General features: G+C 72.7%; 20 protein-coding genes. 9 read left to right on the top strand and 11 right to left on the bottom strand.

The genetic code is table 11. The annotated features are described in order from the left end of the window. Nucleotides 1-15: 15 nt before the first annotated feature. Entirely contained in the window at nt 16-861 is an 846-nt protein-coding gene (locus tag FHU28_RS19445; protein WP_184685966.1) for an LLM class flavin-dependent oxidoreductase, read from the top strand. Nucleotides 862-868: 7 nt separating this feature from the next. Here FHU28_RS19445 and FHU28_RS19450 read toward each other — a convergent pair whose 3' ends face one another. Beyond that, on the bottom strand, nt 869-1,240 hold the full coding sequence (locus tag FHU28_RS19450) for a VOC family protein (RefSeq protein ID WP_184685967.1): 372 nt from the start codon (nt 1,238-1,240) through the stop codon (nt 869-871). Between the two features lie 122 nt (nt 1,241-1,362). On the opposite strand from FHU28_RS19450, the gene FHU28_RS19455 reads away from it, so the two are divergent. Next, entirely contained in the window at nt 1,363-1,821 is a 459-nt protein-coding gene (locus tag FHU28_RS19455; RefSeq protein ID WP_184685968.1) for an Rv0361 family membrane protein, read from the top strand. Nucleotides 1,822-1,881: 60 nt separating this feature from the next. Here the strand turns inward: FHU28_RS19455 and FHU28_RS19460 are convergent, their stop codons facing one another. The 3 genes from FHU28_RS19460 to FHU28_RS19470 all read right to left on the bottom strand — a co-directional run bounded on the left by FHU28_RS19460 (nt 1,882) and on the right by FHU28_RS19470 (nt 4,831). Further along, nucleotides 1,882-2,568 carry a thymidine kinase gene (locus FHU28_RS19460; RefSeq protein ID WP_370013478.1) on the bottom strand — a complete coding sequence of 229 codons (687 nt, stop codon included), beginning with the start codon at nt 2,566-2,568 and terminating at the stop codon, nt 1,882-1,884. 83 nt (nt 2,569-2,651) lie between these two features. Then, complete coding sequence (locus FHU28_RS19465) at nt 2,652-4,043, bottom strand: MFS transporter (RefSeq protein ID WP_184685969.1); 1,392 nt, start codon at nt 4,041-4,043, stop codon at nt 2,652-2,654. 20 nt (nt 4,044-4,063) lie between these two features. Then, complete coding sequence (locus FHU28_RS19470) at nt 4,064-4,831, bottom strand: glycerophosphodiester phosphodiesterase family protein (protein ID WP_184685970.1); 768 nt, start codon at nt 4,829-4,831, stop codon at nt 4,064-4,066. A gap of 88 nt (nt 4,832-4,919) precedes the next feature. Between FHU28_RS19470 and FHU28_RS19475 the strand changes: the two genes are divergently transcribed. Further along, nucleotides 4,920-5,363, top strand: coding sequence for a helix-turn-helix domain-containing protein (locus FHU28_RS19475; RefSeq protein ID WP_260413065.1), 444 nt, complete (start codon nt 4,920-4,922; stop codon nt 5,361-5,363). 4 nt (nt 5,364-5,367) lie between these two features. After that, nucleotides 5,368-5,724, top strand: a complete 357-nt coding sequence (locus FHU28_RS19480; protein ID WP_221453246.1) for a DUF4180 domain-containing protein — start codon at nt 5,368-5,370, stop codon at nt 5,722-5,724. Nucleotides 5,725-5,859: 135 nt separating this feature from the next. On the opposite strand, the gene FHU28_RS19485 is transcribed toward FHU28_RS19480, so the two are convergent. Both FHU28_RS19485 and FHU28_RS19490 read right to left on the bottom strand, forming a co-directional pair. Beyond that, nucleotides 5,860-6,510 (bottom strand): flavodoxin family protein, encoded by a 651-nt coding sequence (locus tag FHU28_RS19485; RefSeq protein WP_184685972.1) that lies wholly within the window; start codon nt 6,508-6,510, stop codon nt 5,860-5,862. Nucleotides 6,511-6,572: 62 nt separating this feature from the next. Beyond that, nucleotides 6,573-7,343: a lysophospholipid acyltransferase family protein gene (locus FHU28_RS19490; protein WP_184685973.1), complete on the bottom strand. Its 771-nt coding sequence runs from the start codon at nt 7,341-7,343 to the stop codon at nt 6,573-6,575. A 195-nt stretch (nt 7,344-7,538) separates the two neighbouring features. Between FHU28_RS19490 and FHU28_RS19495 the strand changes: the two genes are divergently transcribed. Both FHU28_RS19495 and cydB read left to right on the top strand, forming a co-directional pair. Next, entirely contained in the window at nt 7,539-8,951 is a 1,413-nt protein-coding gene (locus tag FHU28_RS19495; protein ID WP_184685974.1) for a cytochrome ubiquinol oxidase subunit I, read from the top strand. A gap of 17 nt (nt 8,952-8,968) precedes the next feature. Continuing rightward, nucleotides 8,969-9,967 (top strand): cytochrome d ubiquinol oxidase subunit II, encoded by a 999-nt coding sequence (cydB, locus tag FHU28_RS19500; protein WP_184685975.1) that lies wholly within the window; start codon nt 8,969-8,971, stop codon nt 9,965-9,967. A 70-nt stretch (nt 9,968-10,037) separates the two neighbouring features. On the opposite strand, the gene FHU28_RS19505 is transcribed toward cydB, so the two are convergent. Together FHU28_RS19505 and FHU28_RS19510 are read right to left on the bottom strand one after the other, a co-directional pair. Next, nucleotides 10,038-10,724, bottom strand: a complete 687-nt coding sequence (locus FHU28_RS19505) for a hypothetical protein (protein WP_184685976.1) — start codon at nt 10,722-10,724, stop codon at nt 10,038-10,040. 65 nt (nt 10,725-10,789) lie between these two features. Next, complete coding sequence (locus tag FHU28_RS19510) at nt 10,790-11,254, bottom strand: peroxiredoxin (RefSeq protein ID WP_311773622.1); 465 nt, start codon at nt 11,252-11,254, stop codon at nt 10,790-10,792. 90 nt (nt 11,255-11,344) lie between these two features. On the opposite strand from FHU28_RS19510, the gene FHU28_RS19515 reads away from it, so the two are divergent. Together FHU28_RS19515 and FHU28_RS19520 are read left to right on the top strand one after the other, a co-directional pair. Next, complete coding sequence (locus FHU28_RS19515) at nt 11,345-11,737, top strand: YciI family protein (protein WP_184685977.1); 393 nt, start codon at nt 11,345-11,347, stop codon at nt 11,735-11,737. Nucleotides 11,738-11,756: 19 nt separating this feature from the next. Beyond that, nucleotides 11,757-12,977, top strand: coding sequence for an RNA polymerase sigma factor (locus FHU28_RS19520; protein WP_184685978.1), 1,221 nt, complete (start codon nt 11,757-11,759; stop codon nt 12,975-12,977). An 18-nt stretch (nt 12,978-12,995) separates the two neighbouring features. On the opposite strand, the gene FHU28_RS19525 is transcribed toward FHU28_RS19520, so the two are convergent. After that, complete coding sequence (locus FHU28_RS19525; RefSeq protein WP_184685979.1) at nt 12,996-13,829, bottom strand: patatin-like phospholipase family protein; 834 nt, start codon at nt 13,827-13,829, stop codon at nt 12,996-12,998. Nucleotides 13,830-13,904: 75 nt separating this feature from the next. Between FHU28_RS19525 and FHU28_RS19530 the strand changes: the two genes are divergently transcribed. Beyond that, a complete protein-coding gene (locus tag FHU28_RS19530) occupies nt 13,905-14,633 on the top strand; it encodes an SDR family NAD(P)-dependent oxidoreductase (RefSeq protein WP_184685980.1) in 729 nt (242 codons plus the stop codon). A gap of 49 nt (nt 14,634-14,682) precedes the next feature. On the opposite strand, the gene FHU28_RS32755 is transcribed toward FHU28_RS19530, so the two are convergent. After that, nucleotides 14,683-14,808: an MFS transporter small subunit gene (locus FHU28_RS32755; protein ID WP_260413066.1), complete on the bottom strand. Its 126-nt coding sequence runs from the start codon at nt 14,806-14,808 to the stop codon at nt 14,683-14,685. Then, nucleotides 14,805-16,223, bottom strand: a complete 1,419-nt coding sequence (locus tag FHU28_RS19535; RefSeq protein WP_184685981.1) for an OFA family MFS transporter — start codon at nt 16,221-16,223, stop codon at nt 14,805-14,807. The genes FHU28_RS32755 and FHU28_RS19535 overlap by 4 nt, the downstream gene beginning before the upstream one ends. Nucleotides 16,224-16,373: the final 150 nt, after the last annotated feature.

The following is a 16,373-nucleotide window of genomic DNA, read 5'->3' on the forward strand; positions in this document are numbered from 1 at the left end:
TCTTAGGGTGCCCGCGTGCGACACGGACTGGAGATCGCCTGCGGTGGCGGCACGCTGACGGTGGCCGAGCTCGTGGCGCTCGGTGAGCTGGCGGAGCGGTCCGGCTGGGACGGGGTGTTCCTGGAGGACTACCTCGTCCATCACGCCGGGGACGAGCCGCACACCTGGGATCCGTGGCTGGTGCTGGCGGCGGTGGCCGGGCGCACCGAGCGGGTGCGGCTGGGCACCACCGTGACCGCGCTGCCCCGGCGTCGCCCGGCCAAACTGGCGCGAGAGGTGCTCACCCTCGACCACCTCTCGCAGGGCCGTGCCCGGGTCGCGGTCGGGGTCGGCGATCCCGCCGACCGGGGCCTTGCCGCGTTCGGCGAGCCGACCGACCTCAAGACCCGCGCCGCGATGCTCGACGAGGGCCTCGACCTGTTGGTCGGGTTGCTCGGCGGCGAACCGGTAACGCATCACGGCGTCCACTACCGGGCCGAGGGCGTGGCGCTGCGGCCCGCGCCGGTGCAGTCGCCCCGGGTGCCGGTCTGGGTGGGTGGCAGCACCCAGGCGAAGGCGGTGCTGCGGCGCGCCGCCCGGGCGGACGGGATCGTGCCCTACAAGCTGACCGACACCGACGGCTGGTCGGACTTCACGCCCGACGAGGTGGCCGACCTGGTCGCCGCGTTGCCGGACCGCCGTGCGGACGGGCAGCCGTTCGACGTCGCCGTCGGCGGGCGGCGCAGGCGTCCCGACGAGCGTGTCGAGCGGACCTACCTGACGCAGTTGGCGGCGGCGGGCGCCACCTGGTGGCTGGAGTACGTTCCGGCCGGTGATCCGGCCGCGATGCGGGCCGCGGTGGCCCGCGGCCCGCTGCGCTGACAGCCGGTCAGCCCTGAGGGCGGGGGCAGAGGCAGAACGGCTGCCCGACCGGGTCCAGGAGCACGGTCCACCGCTCGCCGCCGGGCTGGAACTCCGGCCGGGTCGCCCCGGCCGCCAGCAGGTCCTTCTCGGCGGCGGCCACGTCGTCGACGACGAGGTCGAGGTGGTAGCGCTTGGCGCCGGACTCGTCCGGCCAGGCCGGCGGCGCGTAGCCGGGCACCAGGCCGAAGCCGATCGACGTGCCGTCGGCGACGATCATGGCGTACTCGGCCTCGCTGTGGGTGGTCTCCCATCCGAGCGCGTGGGCGTAGAAGGCGGCGTGCGTGGCCGGGTCGGAGCTGTCGAGGTTGACCATGGCGAGGTCGGCGTGGGTTGTCATGCCCGCAGTCTGCCGCCGGTAGCTGCCACCTCCTGTCAGGTACGCGCGGCCACCTCAGACGACGGGCGACAGGCGGCGCAACCGGCTGCGGCCCGACCGCCGGTTGCCTACCGTCGGGGGTGATGGGCAGGCAGCGGGAGTGGCAGCACGCGACTCGGCGGCGCCGGCCGCTGCGCGCCGGTGTGCTGATCGCCGGGCTCGGCGTGGGCACCTGCCTGATCGGGGTGGCAGGTCTGGCGGCGTGGAACGCCCAGGTGGTGCTCCAGGCGGACGGGCCCGTGCGGGAGACGGCCGACGGTTTCTTCCGCGACGTCGCGGCCGGTGACACCGACGCGGCGTACGAGCGGCTGTGCGCCGAGGCGCGCGGCCGGTGGAGTCAGACCGGGTTCGGTAGCTGGGTGCGCACGCCGCCGCAGGTCAGCGGCTACGAGATCGTCGACGTGTCGGTGGCGACCCGGTCCGGCCGGCCGCGCGGCACGGTGGTGGTACGGATCAACCGAGACGGTGGCGGCAGCGAGGAGCGTGAGCTGCCGGTGGTACCGGAGGACGGCGGCTGGCGGGTCTGCGGGGATCCGTTCTGACCGTCGGGGTCACCACAGGAGGGGTCACGCCGACGCCCTGGGGGGTCAGGCGCGTGCCCGTCAGGCACGCGGGCCGAGGTCCCCGGAGCGGTAGTGCCGCCGGCACAGCACCTGGTAGCGCACGTCGGCGCTGTCCACGGTGTCGCCGATGACGACCTGCGCGCCCTCGCGGACCACCGCGCCCTGCACGACCCGGGCGTTGAGCAGCCCTTCCCGGCCGCACCAGCACAGCACCTCGACCTGGATGCGGGCCACCTCGTCGGCCAGTTCGAACAGCCGCTGCGCGGCCGGGAACAGGCAGGAGCGGAAGTCGGTGGCCAGTCCGAAGGCGTAGACGTCGACGTCGAACCGGTCGACCAGCTCGGCCATCTGCTCGACGTGTTCGAGGTTGTAGAACGACGCCTCGTCGCAGATCAGGTAGTCCACCCGTACCCCTTCGGCCCAGGCGTCGCGGACCAGGTCGCGCAGGTCCAGGTCGTCGGTGACCTCGACGGCCTCGTGGGCCAGGCCGATGCGGGTGGTGACCTGCGGGCCGAGCGAGCGGTCGATGCGGGTGGTGACCAGGCCGCGGCGGCCCTGGCGGGCGTGGTTGTGGTTCATCTGCAACGCCATGGTGGACTTGCCGCAGTCCATCGGCCCCCAGAAGAACTTCAGCGCGGCGGCGTGCAGCGGCCGGCCGTCGACGCCGCGGGCGGCGGCGCAGCCGGCGGCTCGGTCGTCGCCGGGCCCCGGCAGGGGACGGGCCAGGCAGGTCAGGGCGGCGTCGTCGGTCACGTCGGGGCAGCCTAGTCCATCGACACCACTGGATCAGGTCCGCGATGATCCACCCGTCAGAGCACCCGGGGCGGGGTGTTGCCGGCGGCGATGATGGCCCGGCGCATCGGCACGGCGGCCAGCAGCGCAAAGCCGACCACGAAGAAGATCAACAGCGACACCAGGCCCACCCGGTACGACGAGGTCAGCTGGAACACCAGGCCGAACGCCAGCGGGCCGAGCCAGCTGGTGCCCTTGTCGCTGATCTCGTAGAAGCCGTAGTACTCGCCTTCCTTGCCGGCCGGGATGAGCTGGCTGAACAGGGAGCGGCTCAGCGCCTGGCTGCCGCCGAGCACCAGGCCGATGCAGCCGCCGAGGATCATGAACGGCACGGGCGCCTCGGCGGGCAGCCGGAACGCGGCGATGATCACGCCGGTCCAGAGCACCAGTGACAGCAGCACGGTCTTCCAGGCGCCGATGCGCTTGGCGAGCGCGCCGAGGGCGAGCGCGCCGCCGAAGGCGAGGAACTGCACCAGCAGGATGGTCACGATCAGGGTGCTCTGCTCCAGCCGCAGCTCCTCGGTGCCGTACTGGCTGGCGAGGGTGATGACGGTCTGGATGCCGTCGTTGAAGACCAGGAAGGCGAGCAGGAAGTAGAGCGTCAGCGGGTACGCCTTGATTTCGCGCAGGGTGCGCCCGAGCTGCCGGAATCCGTCGGTGAGCACGTTGCCGCCCGCCTGCAGGGCGGCGGCGGTGGGGCGTTCGCGCAGCCAGCGCAGCGGGACCAGGGTGAACGCCGCCCACCACACGCCGGCCGACACGATCGACCAGCGGGCCAGGTCCAGCGTGCGCTGGGCGTTGCCCTCCTCGCTGAGCATGGTGACCGCGACCAGGTTCAGCGCGAGCAGCAGACCGCCGCCGAGGTAGCCGATGGCCCAGCCGCGGCTGGAGATGCCGTCGCGGTCGTCCGGGCCGCCGAGTTGCGGCAGGAACGAGTTGTAGACGACCACGGCGGCGCCGAAGGAGATGTTCGCGATCAGGAACAGCGCGCCGCCGAGCAGGTAGCGCTCGCCGGTGACGAACGCGAACGCGATGGTCGCGCCGGCGCCGGTGAAGGCCGCCGCGGCGAGCAGCCGCTTCTTGTGCGCCGACCGGTCGGCGATCGCGCCGATCACCGGCAGCACGAACACGGTGAGGAAGACCGACAGCGAGATCAGGTACGGGTAGAACGAGCCGGCGGCGATCTTGATGCCCAGCGGGTACACGGCGCCGTCGCAGCTGTCCGCGCCCAGTTCGCAGCCGGCGGCCAGCTCGGTGACTGTGGTCAGGAACGGCCCGAGGAAGACCGTGATGACTGTGGTCTGGAACGCGGAGTTCGCCCAGTCGTAGAAGTACCAGCCGGTGCGCTCGCGGCGGGTGCTGCCCGGTCCGGCGGGGTCGGCGACGGCGGGGGTGACCGTATCGGCCATCGGGGGTCGTCCTCGGGGGGTCAGGCGGCCCAGTGGCCGCGGCTGCGGTAGACGTCGCGGAGCACGCTGACGTGATCGGTCATGATGCCATCCACACCAAGATCAAGTAAGTGGTGCATCTGGGCAGGTTCGTCGATCGTCCAGACGTGCACGTGCAACCCGATCCGGTGGCAGTACGCGAGGAAGCGCCGGTCCACCACCGGCACCCGGCCGTAGGTGGCCGGCACCTGGGCGGCGACCACGGAGGGGGGCAGCCGCACCGGCCGTCCGTGCAGTGACGCCAGCCGCAGCCGGGCCACGCCGCGCATGCCGAGGCTGGTGGCGACCTTCGGCCCGGCCAGCGCCCGCAGCCGGGTCAGCCGGGCGTCGCTGAACGAGGCGAGCAGCACCCGGTCGCCCGCGCCGGCCCGGGTGACGGCGGCGACTGTGGGCGCCACGCCGCCGTCGGCCTTGACGTCGATGTTGAACCGCACCTGCGGCCAGGCGCCGAGGACGTCGTCGAGCCGGGGCACCAGGGCGGCTCCGCCGACGCGCACCGAGGCCAGGTCGGCCCAGCGCAGGTCGGCGATGCGGCCGGGTTCGCCGGTGACCCGGCGCAGCGTCGGGTCGTGGAAAACCACTGGTACGCCGTCGGCGGTGGCGTGCACGTCGGTCTCCACGTACCGGTAGCCCAGCGCGACGGCACGGGCGAACGCGGCGGCGGTGTTCTCGTCGCCGTCGGCCGCGCCACCGCGATGGGCGAACGCCAGCGGCGCGGGCGCGTCGAGGTAGCCGTGACGGGGCTGCACGCGGGCAGTATGCCCGGCCTAGGTGGCGCACACATGGCCGGCCGGTGACATTACCTATCGCTCCCTATCATCGCTAAGATAGGGTGCGATGAGTAATGACATGTACTCGGTGGAGCAGGTCGCCGACCTGCTCGGGCTGCACGTACGCACCGTGCGCGGCTACATCCGCTCCGGTCGGCTGCGGGCCACCCGGATCGGCAAGCAGTACCGGATCGCGCGTGCGGACCTGGACGCGCTGACCGGCCGGCCGTCCGTCGCGGCGACGGGACCGGCGGCGGAGGTGTCGAGCGTCCTGCGGCTCGACGGCGTCGACCGGGCCGCCGCTGACCGGCTCGGCACGCTGGTGCTGGCCGGCGTGAACACCCACCACGACCCGGACCGTCCGCTGCGGGTGCAGACGGTCCACGACGAGGAGCGGCAGCGCATGACCATCATGATCCTGGGTGACCTCACCGCCACCGCCGACCTGCTGCGCCTGGTCGACGCTGTGCTGGGCGGCGGCAACGACCTGCTCGGCGGCGGCCGTGGCTGACCAGATGCAGGACCGCGCCGGCGTGGCGGTGCTGGTCTGCGACCCGGACGGCCCGCCGATCGCGACCGAACGCGACGCGCTGGACCTGGTCGGCGCGGCGTTCCTCGGCGCGACAGTGGTGGCGGTGCCGGCTACCCGGCTCGACCCCAGCTTCTTCACGCTCGGCACCCGCTTCGCCGGCGAGGTGATGCAGAAGTTCGTCAACTACCGGCTGCGCCTGGCGATCGTCGGCGACATCTCCACTTACCTGGAGCGCAGTGGCGCCCTGCGCGCGCTGGTCGCCGAGTCCAACCGGCACGACCAGGTGTGGTTCGTCCCGGACCTGGCCGCGCTCGACGACCGGCTGCGCGCCACCACCTGACCCCGCCCCGGCCTCGCCCCGCCGATCTTGCGCTTGCGGCCCTCGTGCGAGGTGTTTTGCCGGGTTTGCCCGGGCACCAACTGCAAGATCAGCGGCGGAGCGCGGCCGGCGCGGTGAGGGCGGGGTGGCGCCGGGTCAGGCCGACTGGTCGCTCGGTCCGGCGCCCGCGTCACGGGTTCCGGGCGGTGGGTAGGGCCGTTCCGCGAGCAGCCGGGCCAGGTGGGCACTGTTGAGCGCCAGCGCGGCCGTGGTGCGGCCGGTCGTGTCGGGTTTGGGGCGGGCGTCGACGTAGTCGGTCTTGTGCAGCGCCTCCCCGACCCAGTAGGTGGCCCCGGCGGCCGGGCAGGTGAACCCCACCTCGTTGAGGGCCTGCTGCACCTCGGCGATGGTGTGGTGCGCGCCGTCCTCGTTGCCGACCACGGCCACCCCGCCGACTTTGCCGTAGGTGCGCAGGCGGCCCTGGTCGTCGGTCTCGGACAGCTCGGCGTCCAACCGTTCGAGGACCATCTTGGTCACCGCCGAGGGCTGACCGAGCCAGATCGGCGTGGCGATGATCAGGATCTGGGCGGCGAGCAGTTTGGCGCGGATGGCGGGCCAGCCGTCGCCGTCGCCCTCGTCGACGGAGACCCCGAAGCGCACGTCGTGGTCGACAACCCGGACGATCTCGCCGTTGACGCCCTGATCGGCCAGCGCGTCGAGCACCTCCTGACCGAGCACCTGCGAACTGGACGTCGCCGGTGAGCGCTTCAGGGTGCAGTTGAGCACGAGTGCTCGGACAGCGGTCATGACCAGGTCCTCTCCGCCTCGGGAGTGCGGGACTTGATACCCGCGACCGGGGCCGGGATGCGTCAGCCGGCGCGGTGGCGGCGGTGCGCGCGGGCGGTGTCGACCGGCCGCCCGGGGTCGACGTGGCGCGGCAGGTCCGGCTCGTCGGGGCGCAGCGGGACCAGGCCCTCGGTGATCGCGTCGATGATCCGGTCGGTGGCCTGCCGGGCCGAGCCGGGGGAGCCCGAGCGCAGGTCGTCGATCGCCACCGGGGCGCCGAAGTGCACCCGGATGACGGGCCGGCGCACGAGCGCCCGGGCAACGCCGCGCAGCATCCCCTTGGGCGCGTGGTACGGCAGCACCTCGTGCGAGCCCCACTGGGCCACCGGGACGACGGCGGCGCCGCTGGCGAAGGCGAGCCGGGCCGTGCCGGTCTTGCCCCGCTCGGGCCACATGCCGGGGTCGAGTCCGATGCGTCCCTCCGGGTAGACGAGCACCACCGAGCCGCCGGCCACGGCCTGGGCGGCGACCTCCAGCGAGCGGTGCACGGCGGCGGTGCCGCGGTCGACGCGGATGTGCCCGGCGTGGCGCATCAGCGCCCCGATCACGGGAGTGCGGAACAGGCCGCCGGTGGCCATGATCCGGGGCGCGACGTCGCGGACCCGGCACGCGGCGGCGAGCACGACCGGGTCGAACGGGCTGATGTGGTTGGCCGCCAGGATCAGCGGGCCGCGGCGCAGCGCGTCGGGCACGTCGCCGGTGACCTCCAGCCGGCCGACCAGCCCGACGGCGACGCGGGCGAGCGTCTGCGCGCCCCGCCAGAACAGCGGCGCGCGCCAGAGGGTGCTGTTCATCAGTGCTGGATGGTCGCACGAGCCGGGGCGACCCCGGCACCCGGCACGGTGATCCCGGGACCGGCAGGTCCTCCGGCAAGGGTGATCAGGGTCATTGGTCCCGGGTCGGGTGAGGCCCTGCGGCCCTGCTGCCGCGCCTACGACGACGAGTAGTATCTACTACGTCTCGTAGTATGCGCAGCTGGGGGTTTACTGGTGGACGCGTTGGACGTCGCCCGCTGGCAGTTCGGTGTCACCACCGTCTACCACTTCTTGTTCGTGCCGTTGACCATCGGCCTGTCCGTGCTGGTGGCGATCCTCCAGACCATGTGGCACCGCACCGGCAACGAGCGGTACCTCAAACTCACCAAGTTCTACGGCAAGCTGTTCCTGATCAACTTCGCGATGGGTGTGGTCACCGGCATCGTGCAGGAGTTCCAGTTCGGCATGAACTGGAGCGACTACTCCCGCTTCGTCGGCGACATCTTCGGCGCGCCACTGGCCATCGAGGCCCTTGTCGCGTTCTTCCTGGAGTCCACGTTCATCGGCCTGTGGATCTTCGGCTGGGACCGGCTGCCCAAGCGCCTGCACCTCGCCTCGATCTGGGCCGCCGCGATCGGCACCAACCTGTCGGCGTACTTCATCCTCGCCGCGAACTCGTTCATGCAGAACCCGGTCGGCTTCCGGATCAACCCGGAGAGCGGCCGTGCCGAGCTGACCGACTTCGTCGCCGTGCTCACCAACAAGGTCGCCCTGATCACCTTCCCGCACACCCTGGCCGGCGCGTTCCTGGTCGCCGGGTCGCTGATGGTCACCGTCGGCCTGTGGCACGTGATGCGCAACCGCGACAGCGCCGACACCGGCGCGTACCGCTTCGCCACCAAGCTCGGCTCCTGGGTCGTACTGGTCTCCTCGGCGCTGGTCCTCCTCACCGGCGACATCCAGGGCAAGATCATGACCGACGTGCAGCCGATGAAGATGGCCGCCGCCGAGGGCCTCTACACCACCGAGAGCCCCGCCTCGTTCTCCGTGCTCACCGTCGGCAGCCTCGACGGCAGCCGCGAGCTGTTCGCCATCAAGATCCCGTACCTGCTGTCGTTCCTCGGCACCGGCGACCCCAACGGCACCGTGCAGGGCATCAACGACCTGCAGGCCCAGTACGCCAGCCAGTACGGCCCCGGCAACTACGCCCCGATCATCCCGGTCACCTACTGGAGCTTCCGCTTCATGATCGGCTTCGGGCTGGCGGCCGCCGCGATCGCGCTGCTGGTGCTCTGGAGCCAGCGCAAGGGCCGCACCCCCACCAGCAAGTGGCTGCTGCGCGCCGGCCTGGTCATGCCCGTGCTGCCGCTGCTGGCCAACTCCTTCGGCTGGATCTTCACCGAGATGGGCCGCCAGCCCTGGATCGTCTTCGGCGAGATGCTCACCCGCGACGGCGTGTCCCGCAGCGTCTCCCTGACCGAGGTCCTCACCTCCTTCACCGCGTTCACACTCATCTACGCCGTCCTCGCGGTGGTCGAGTTCAAGCTGCTGGTCCGCTACGCCCGCGCCGGCGTCCCGGACGTCACCCCGCAGACCGACGACGACGACACCGACGACGCCGAGCGCCCGCTGGCGTTCGCCTACTGACACCCCGGAGCCCAACCGTGGAACTGACGACCGTCTGGTTTCTCCTCGTGGCCGTGCTCTTCACCGGCTACTTCATCCTCGAAGGCTTCGACTTCGGCGTCGGGATGCTGCTGCCGGTGCTCGGCCGCGACGACCGGCAGCGCCGTGTCATGATCAACACCATCGGCCCGGTCTGGGACGGCAACGAGGTGTGGCTGATCACCGCCGGCGGCGCCATGTTCGCCGCCTTCCCCGAGTGGTACGCCACCCTGTTCTCCGGCTTCTACCTGCCGCTGCTGCTCATCCTGCTGGCCCTGATCGCCCGCGGCGTCGCCTTCGAGTACCGCCACAAGCGGCCCGAGGCGTCCTGGAAGCGCCGCTGGGACCAGGCCATCTTCTGGGGCTCGGCGATCCCGGCCGTGCTGTGGGGCGTGGCGTTCGCCAACATCTTCCGCGGCGTGCCGCTGGACGCCGACCACGAGTACGTCGGCGGGCTGTTCGACCTGCTCAACCCGTACGCGCTGCTCGGCGGCCTGACCACGCTGGGGCTGTTCCTCACCCACGGCGCGGTGTTCCTGGCGCTCAAGACCACCGGCGACATCCGGGAGCGCGCCGGCGCCCTCGCGGTGAAGCTCGGCGTCGGCACCGCGGTGGCCGCCGTGGCGTTCCTGAGCTGGACGCTGACCATCCGCTCCAGCGCCGCCGCCGTCGTGCTCGCCGTCGGCGCCGCCCTCGCGCTGCTCGGCGGTCTGGCCGCGGCCAAGGTACGCCGGGAGGGCTGGGCGTTCACCGGCACCGCCGTGGCCATCGCCCTGGCCGTGGCGACCCTGTTCGCGGCGCTGTTCCCGAACGTGATGCCGTCCACCCTCGACGCGGCCGGCACGCTGACCGCCACCAACGCCGCGTCCACCCCGTACACCCTGAAGATCATGACCTGGGTGGCCGTGGTGTTCACCCCGATCGTGCTGGCCTACCAGGGTTGGACGTACTGGGTGTTCCGCCGCCGGATCGGGGTACAGAACATTCCGCAACACTGATCGACCTGTGGGCGCAGGGGCGCGGGGCCGGTGCGAGGGGGTCGCACCGGCCCCGCGGGGCGTTCCGGGGTCAGCGCGCCTCGCGCAGCTCCGCCAGCCGCGCCTCGATCTCGGCCAGCTCCGCGCGCAGCTTCTCCGCCTGCTGCTCCGCCTCGGCCCGCTCGGCGGCCAGGATCTGCTCCACCGCCTCCTGCACCCCCGGCACGTCCACCAGCGCCACCATCCGCAACGCCTCGGCCGGCTTCACCACGTACGGCCGGGCCAGCGCCTTCGTGCCCTGCTGCGCGGCGACCGTCCACTCGCCCTCGGCGTACGCGAGCGTCACCGTCAGCCCCGGCGGGGTCTTCGGCTTCGCCGCCTTCGCCGCCCGCTTGGCCGGCTTCGGTTCCGCCGCCGGCTGTTCCACCTTCGGCTCCTCCCGCCGTGGCGCCGGCACCCGCGGCGTGTCCAGCACGAACTCCGGCTCCGGTGGCGCCGGCGGCTGCTCCGGTTCCGGCTTCGGCTCGGCGGCCGGCCGCCGCCCGGCACCCTTCGGTGCGATCGCCACGTCGGCGGGGGAGAACGGCAGCTCGTCGCGGCCGAAGCGGACCACCACGAACTCCTCCGACGCCTCCGGGTCGGTCAGCTCCACCACCTGCCCGATCTGCCCGGCGATCTGCCCGGCCGTATCGGTGAACACCACCCGGGGCTTGCGGCCAGCCGCCAGCGCCTCCCGGATCCCCTGAACCTCGTCAGTGGACAAACCCTGACCCGCCATCACGCCCTCTTCCGTACACCTGTTTGACGCAGCCTTGATACCAGCCGGCTGCGACACCTCGACGATCAGCCCCCGAGGGCCCGCAACGCCGCGTCGGCGTGCTCGTTCATGCTCAGCTCACTGCGCACCACCGCGAGCACCCGCCGGTCCGTGCCGATCACGAACGTCATCCGCCGCGTGCTCAGCGGCCCCAGCGGCAGCCGCCGCCGCACCCCGAACGCGTCCGCCACCGCGCCGTCGACGTCGGAGAGCAGCGGATAGTCGAACCCGTGCAGGCGGGAGAACTCGGCCTGCCGCTCCACCGGATCGCGGCTGATCCCCACCCGAGACGCGCCCACCGCCGCGAACTCCGCCGCCAGGTCCCGGAAGTGGCAGCTCTCCGCGGTGCAGCCCCGCGTCATCGCCGCCGGGTAGAAGAACAGCACCACCGGCCCGGCGGCCAGGAACTCCGACAGGCGCCGCGGCGTTCCCGTCTCGTCCGGCAGCGTGAAATCCTCGACCAGGTCACCGACACCCATCGCGTTACTCATGACGCGAGGATATGTAGACATCGGCGATCCGGCTCCGTCGTACCCGGCGAGCGGCGGAGAGGCACCGCCGCACGACGCGAAGGACCAACAGTGAAGTACGTAATCATGATCCACTCCAACCCGGAGCCGTGGGGTCACCCCACCTCCGAGTATCTGGCCTCCTACCAGGAGCTGCCCGCCGAGGTACGGGACCGGCTCAACGCCGACTTCGAGCAGGTGCTGACCGAGCTGCACGCCAACGGCGAGCTGGTCGTCGGTGAGGCGCTCGCCGACCCCGGCACCGCACGGCTGTACCGATGGAGCGACGGCGCGCCGCTGGTGACCGACGGCCCGTACTCCGAGGCCAAGGAACACCTCGCCGGTTTCTTCCTGATCGACGTGGAGGACCAGGCCCGCGCCGAGGCCGTCGCCGCGAAGTTCGCCGGCCCGGGGGAGACCGTCGAGCTGCGGCCCCTGATGTGGCCGGGCGGCTCCGATCAGTAACGCCACGGCACTGGCGGACGTGTGGCGCCGGGAGGCACCGCACGTCCGCGCCGCGCTGCTGCGCCGCTACGGGCACCCCGACACCTGCGAGGACGCCCTGCAGGACGCGGCGGAGGCGGCCGCCGCCCACTGGCCGCGCACCGGCGTCCCCGACGACCCCCGCGCCTGGCTCATCCGGGTCGCCGCCCGACGGCTGATCGACCGGATCCGCGCCGACGCGGCCCGTACCCGCCGCGAGCGGCTCGACGCGGCCCGGCAACCCGACGCCGGCGTCGTACCGCCCGTCGACGACACGCCCGTGACCGGCGCCGACGACACGTTGCGGCTGCTGTTCCTGTGCTGCCACCCGGCGCTGAGCCGCCCCTCCCAGGTCGCGCTGACCCTGCGCGCGGTGGCCGGCCTGCGCGTGGAGCAGATCGCCGCCGCCTACCTGGTCCCGGCCCGGACCATGACCCAGCGGCTGAGCCGGGCCCGCGCGACGCTGCGCGAGGCGGGCGCCCGGTTCACCATGCCGCCGCCGCACGCGCTGCCCGGCCGGGTGGCCGCCGTGCTCGACGTGTGCCACCTGGTGTTCAGCGAGGGCTACACCCGCACCTCCGGCGACCAGCTCCTGGACGTCGAACTCGCCGAGGAGGCGATCCGGCTCACCCGCCAGGTCCACGCCGCGCTGCCCGAGCACCACGAGGTGACCGGCGCGCTGGCGCTGATGCTGCTCACCCACGCCCGGTCGCCCGCCCGCACCGACGCCGCCGGTGACCTCGTGCCGCTCGCCGAGCAGGACCGCTCCCGCTGGCGCGCCGACCTCGTCGACGAGGGCGTCACGCTGCTCGGCCAGGCCCTGCCCCGGGGCCCGGTGGGCCGCTACCAGCTCCAGGCGGCCATCGCCGCCGTCCACGCCGAGGCGCCGACCTTCGACGACACCGACTGGCTGCAGATCAGCGTCCTCTACGACATGCTGGGCCGGGTCGCCCCCAGCCCGTTCGTCACGCTCAACCAGGCCGTCGCCGTGGCCATGGCGCACGGCCCCGACGTCGGGCTGGCGCTGCTCGGCCCGCTGCACGCCGACCCGGCCATGCGCGGCCACCACCGGCTGCACGCCGTCCGCGCCCACCTGCTGGAGCTGCACGGCGACCCGCAGGCCGCCGCCGAGCACTACCGGCTGGCCGCCCGGCTCACCGGCAGCCTGCCCGAACAGCGCTACCTCAACCGGCGCCTGAGCCGCCTGACCAGCGCCTCCTGATCGGTCAGACGGCTGCGGTCACCGCCACACCCCGGCCACCTCGCCGGCCACCGCGTCGGCCTGGGCGAACCCGGCCCGCGCCGACGCCGCCCGCCGCGCCGGATCCAGCACGTTGCGGCCGATCGCCGTCCGCGCCGCCCGGTCCGGCGACACCACGGCCACCCGCGCGCCCGCCGCCCGCAGCGCCGCCACCTGCGCCGACAGCCGCGGCATCGGTCCCACCGCCGCGCGGGTCGGCGCCAGCACCACCACCCGCTCGCACCCGGCTGCCAGATCCGCGTTCACCGGGGAGCGGACGCCGCCGTCGACGAACCGCCGGTCACCGATCGTCACCGGCGGCCAGACCCCCGGCACCGCGCAACTGGCCCCCACCGCGTCCACCAGCGACGCCCCGCTGTCGGCGTCGAACACCACGAACTCGCCGGAGGCCGCGTCCACGGCGGTCACCAGCAGCCGCGCCGCCGGCCACTGCGGCGACGGCAGCCGCGCCGCGATCACCGCCCGCCGTGACTGCTCCGACGGGGTACGCGCCGACAACGCCAGCGCGCCGATACGTGCCCGGGCCCGCGCCGCGTCCCGGCCCCGCCCACCGGCCCACGCCCAGCGCAACAGCACCGCCGTCCCGAGCCGCGCCGACGCCTCCTCGCGTGGCGGCCGCAGCTGCGCCTCGTACAACTGCGTCAGCGGCGTGCCCGAGCGCACCTGCGCGCCGACCACCGACCCGGCGGAGGTGCCCACCACCAGCTCCGCCTCGTCCAACCGCAGGCCGTGCCCGGCCAGCCCGGCCAGCAGACCCAGCTCCCAGGCCACTCCGGTGACACCGCCGCCACCCAGCACCAACGCGCGCCCCATGTGACAGTCCTCTCCACCCCGGATGGTCCCGCCCACGGTAACGTCGCCCCCACCACGAGGCAGGGGAGAAGGGCATTGACCTCCGTCACCATCGTCACCGGGGGAGGGCGGGGCATCGGCGCGGCCACCGCCCGCCGGCTCGCCGCCGAGGGCCACGACCTGGTGATCGGCTACCGCGCCGACCACGCCGCCGCCGAGGCGGTGGCCGCCGACGTTCGCGCGGCCGGCCACCGGGCCGTCACCGTCGCCGCCGACACCACCGACCCCGACCAGGTACGCCGGATCTTCGACGCCGCCGACCGGCTCGGCCCGCTCACCGGCCTGGTCAACAACGCCGGCGTCACCAGCCCGATCGGCCCGTTCACCGACCTGCGCGTCGACGACCTGCGCGAGGTCGTCGACGTCAACCTCATCGGGTACGTGCTCTGCGCCCAGCAGGCGGCCCGCCGGCTCACCCACGGCGGCGCCATCGTGAACGTCTCCTCCGTGGCAGCCACGCTCGGCTCACCCGGCGAGTACGTCCACTACGCCGCCGTCAAGGCCGCCACCGACACCCTCACCGTCGGGCTGGCGAAGGAACTCGCGCCGCGCGGCATCCGGGTCAACGCTGTCGCTCCGGGCATCATCCGCACCACCATCCACGCCCGCTCCGGCGCGCCCGACCGGCCCGACACCGCCGCCGGACGGATCCCGCTGGGCCGCGCCGGGGAACCCGAGGAGGTCGCCGGCGCGATCGCCCACCTGCTCGGCCCGGACGCCTCGTACACCACGGGCGCGGTTCTGCGCGTCGGCGGCGGGCTCTGACACGACGGCGGCCCGGGGTGTACCGCCCCGGGCCGCCGCGTCGCGTCTCCTACTGGGTGAACAGCTTCGCCGCCGTGATCACCGTCTGCACCACGCCGTAGCCCAGCAGCGCCGACACCACCAGCCACGACAACACCAGGCGAACCAGCTGCCCGCCACCGCTGTGCTCGTTCACGATCCGCTCCTCTCCGTCGACCCCGGCTGTCCCTGCCCCGTCTCGCCCCGCCCGGACGCGGGCTCGTGGTAACGCTCCGGCACCGGCCGCACCAGCAGGTTCGCCACCAGCCCCACCGCCAGCACGCCGACCATCGTGAACAGCGCCGGCCGGTACGCCGCCGCGGTCAACGTGCCCGGCTCGCCCTGCGCGTCGAGGAACCCGTTGACGATCAGCGGCCCGGCCACGCCCGCCGCCGACCACGCGGTCAGCAGCCGGCCGTGGATCGCGCCCACCTCGAACGTGCCGAACAGGTCCCGCAGGTACGCCGGAATGGTCGCGAACCCGCCGCCGTAGAACGACAGGATCACGGACGCCAGCAGCACGAACAACGCCGTCGAGGTCTGCCCCACCAGCGCCAGCACCAGGTACAGCACCATGCCCACACCCAGGTACACCACGTAGATCGGCTTACGGCCGATCACGTCCGACGTGGACGACCACACGAACCGGCCCGCCATGTTGAACAGCGACAGCAGTCCCACGAACCCGCCGGCCGCCGCCACCGACACCGCCGAGGTCCCGTTGTCGCGGAAGAAGTCCTGGATCATCGGACTGGCCTGCTCCAGGATGCCGATACCCGCCGTCACGTTGCAGAACAGCACCACCCACAGCAGCCAGAACGACCGCGTCCTGACCGCGTTGGCCGCCGACACGTTGGCGGTGGTCACCAGCGGCTTCTCCGCCACCTTCGACGGGTCGAACCCGGCCGGGCGCCAGTCCGGCGCGGGCACCCGCACGTTGAACACCCCGAACATCATGATCACGAAGTAGCCGATGCCGAGCGTCACGAACAGCCACACCAGCGCCGACCCGGACGCCGTGGAACCGCTGTCCGACGGGTCGTAACCCGCGTCGTAGAACGACAACAGCTGCCGGGACAGGGGAGAGGCCACCATCGCCCCACCACCGAACCCCATGATCGCCAGCCCGGTCGCCAGACCCGGCCGATCCGGAAACCACTTGATCAACGTGGAGACGGGGGAGATGTAGCCGATACCCAGACCGATGCCGCCCAGCACGCCGTACCCCAGATACAGCAGCCACAGCTGCCCGGTCGCGATGCCCAGCGCACCGACCAGGAACCCCGCCGCCCAGAAACACGCCGAGACGAACATCGCCTTACGCGGCCCGTTCGCCTCCACCCACGTACCGGCCACCGCGGCCGACAGCCCCAGCATCACGATCGCGATGCTGAAGATCACTCCGATCGCCGTCTGCCCCGTGTCGAAATGCGCGATGAGCGAGTTCTTGTACACGCTCGTCGCGTACACCTGTCCGATGCACAGATGGATCGCCAGCGCCGCCGGAGGGATCAGCCAGCGGCTGTACCCCGGCGGCGCGACGGTGTGCCGACGATCGAGTGCGGAAAGCATCGTTGCTTCCTCCGTCCAGATGGCGAGAACACAGGCGGTTCATGCCCCCACCGCACGCTGCGCCCAAACCCGCTCCGCGCCGGGCGGTCGAAACGCTGAGCCGAACGGTCACCGCCGCAGCCACACGTCATCACGCCACCACCGCCCGTC

Source organism: Micromonospora echinospora (genome assembly GCF_014203425.1).
GTDB classification, from domain to species: domain Bacteria; phylum Actinomycetota; class Actinomycetes; order Mycobacteriales; family Micromonosporaceae; genus Micromonospora; species Micromonospora echinospora_A.

Excerpts from the sequence above, each read along its gene's own strand:
- FHU28_RS19450 (WP_184685967.1), bottom strand. The coding sequence starts at position 1,240 with ATGACAACCCACGCCGACCTCGCCATGGTCAACCTCGACAGCTCCGAC.
- FHU28_RS19455 (WP_184685968.1), top strand. The coding sequence starts at position 1,363 with ATGGGCAGGCAGCGGGAGTGGCAGCACGCGACTCGGCGGCGCCGGCCG.
- FHU28_RS19465 (WP_184685969.1), bottom strand. The coding sequence starts at position 4,043 with ATGGCCGATACGGTCACCCCCGCCGTCGCCGACCCCGCCGGACCGGGC.
- FHU28_RS19475 (WP_260413065.1), top strand. The coding sequence starts at position 4,920 with ATGAGTAATGACATGTACTCGGTGGAGCAGGTCGCCGACCTGCTCGGG.
- FHU28_RS19480 (WP_221453246.1), top strand. The coding sequence starts at position 5,368 with ATGCAGGACCGCGCCGGCGTGGCGGTGCTGGTCTGCGACCCGGACGGC.
- FHU28_RS19485 (WP_184685972.1), bottom strand. The coding sequence starts at position 6,510 with ATGACCGCTGTCCGAGCACTCGTGCTCAACTGCACCCTGAAGCGCTCA.
- FHU28_RS19490 (WP_184685973.1), bottom strand. The coding sequence starts at position 7,343 with ATGAACAGCACCCTCTGGCGCGCGCCGCTGTTCTGGCGGGGCGCGCAG.
- FHU28_RS19505 (WP_184685976.1), bottom strand. The coding sequence starts at position 10,724 with ATGGCGGGTCAGGGTTTGTCCACTGACGAGGTTCAGGGGATCCGGGAG.
- FHU28_RS19510 (WP_311773622.1), bottom strand. The coding sequence starts at position 11,254 with ATGAGTAACGCGATGGGTGTCGGTGACCTGGTCGAGGATTTCACGCTG.
- FHU28_RS19525 (WP_184685979.1), bottom strand. The coding sequence starts at position 13,829 with ATGGGGCGCGCGTTGGTGCTGGGTGGCGGCGGTGTCACCGGAGTGGCC.
- FHU28_RS19535 (WP_184685981.1), bottom strand. The coding sequence starts at position 16,223 with ATGCTTTCCGCACTCGATCGTCGGCACACCGTCGCGCCGCCGGGGTAC.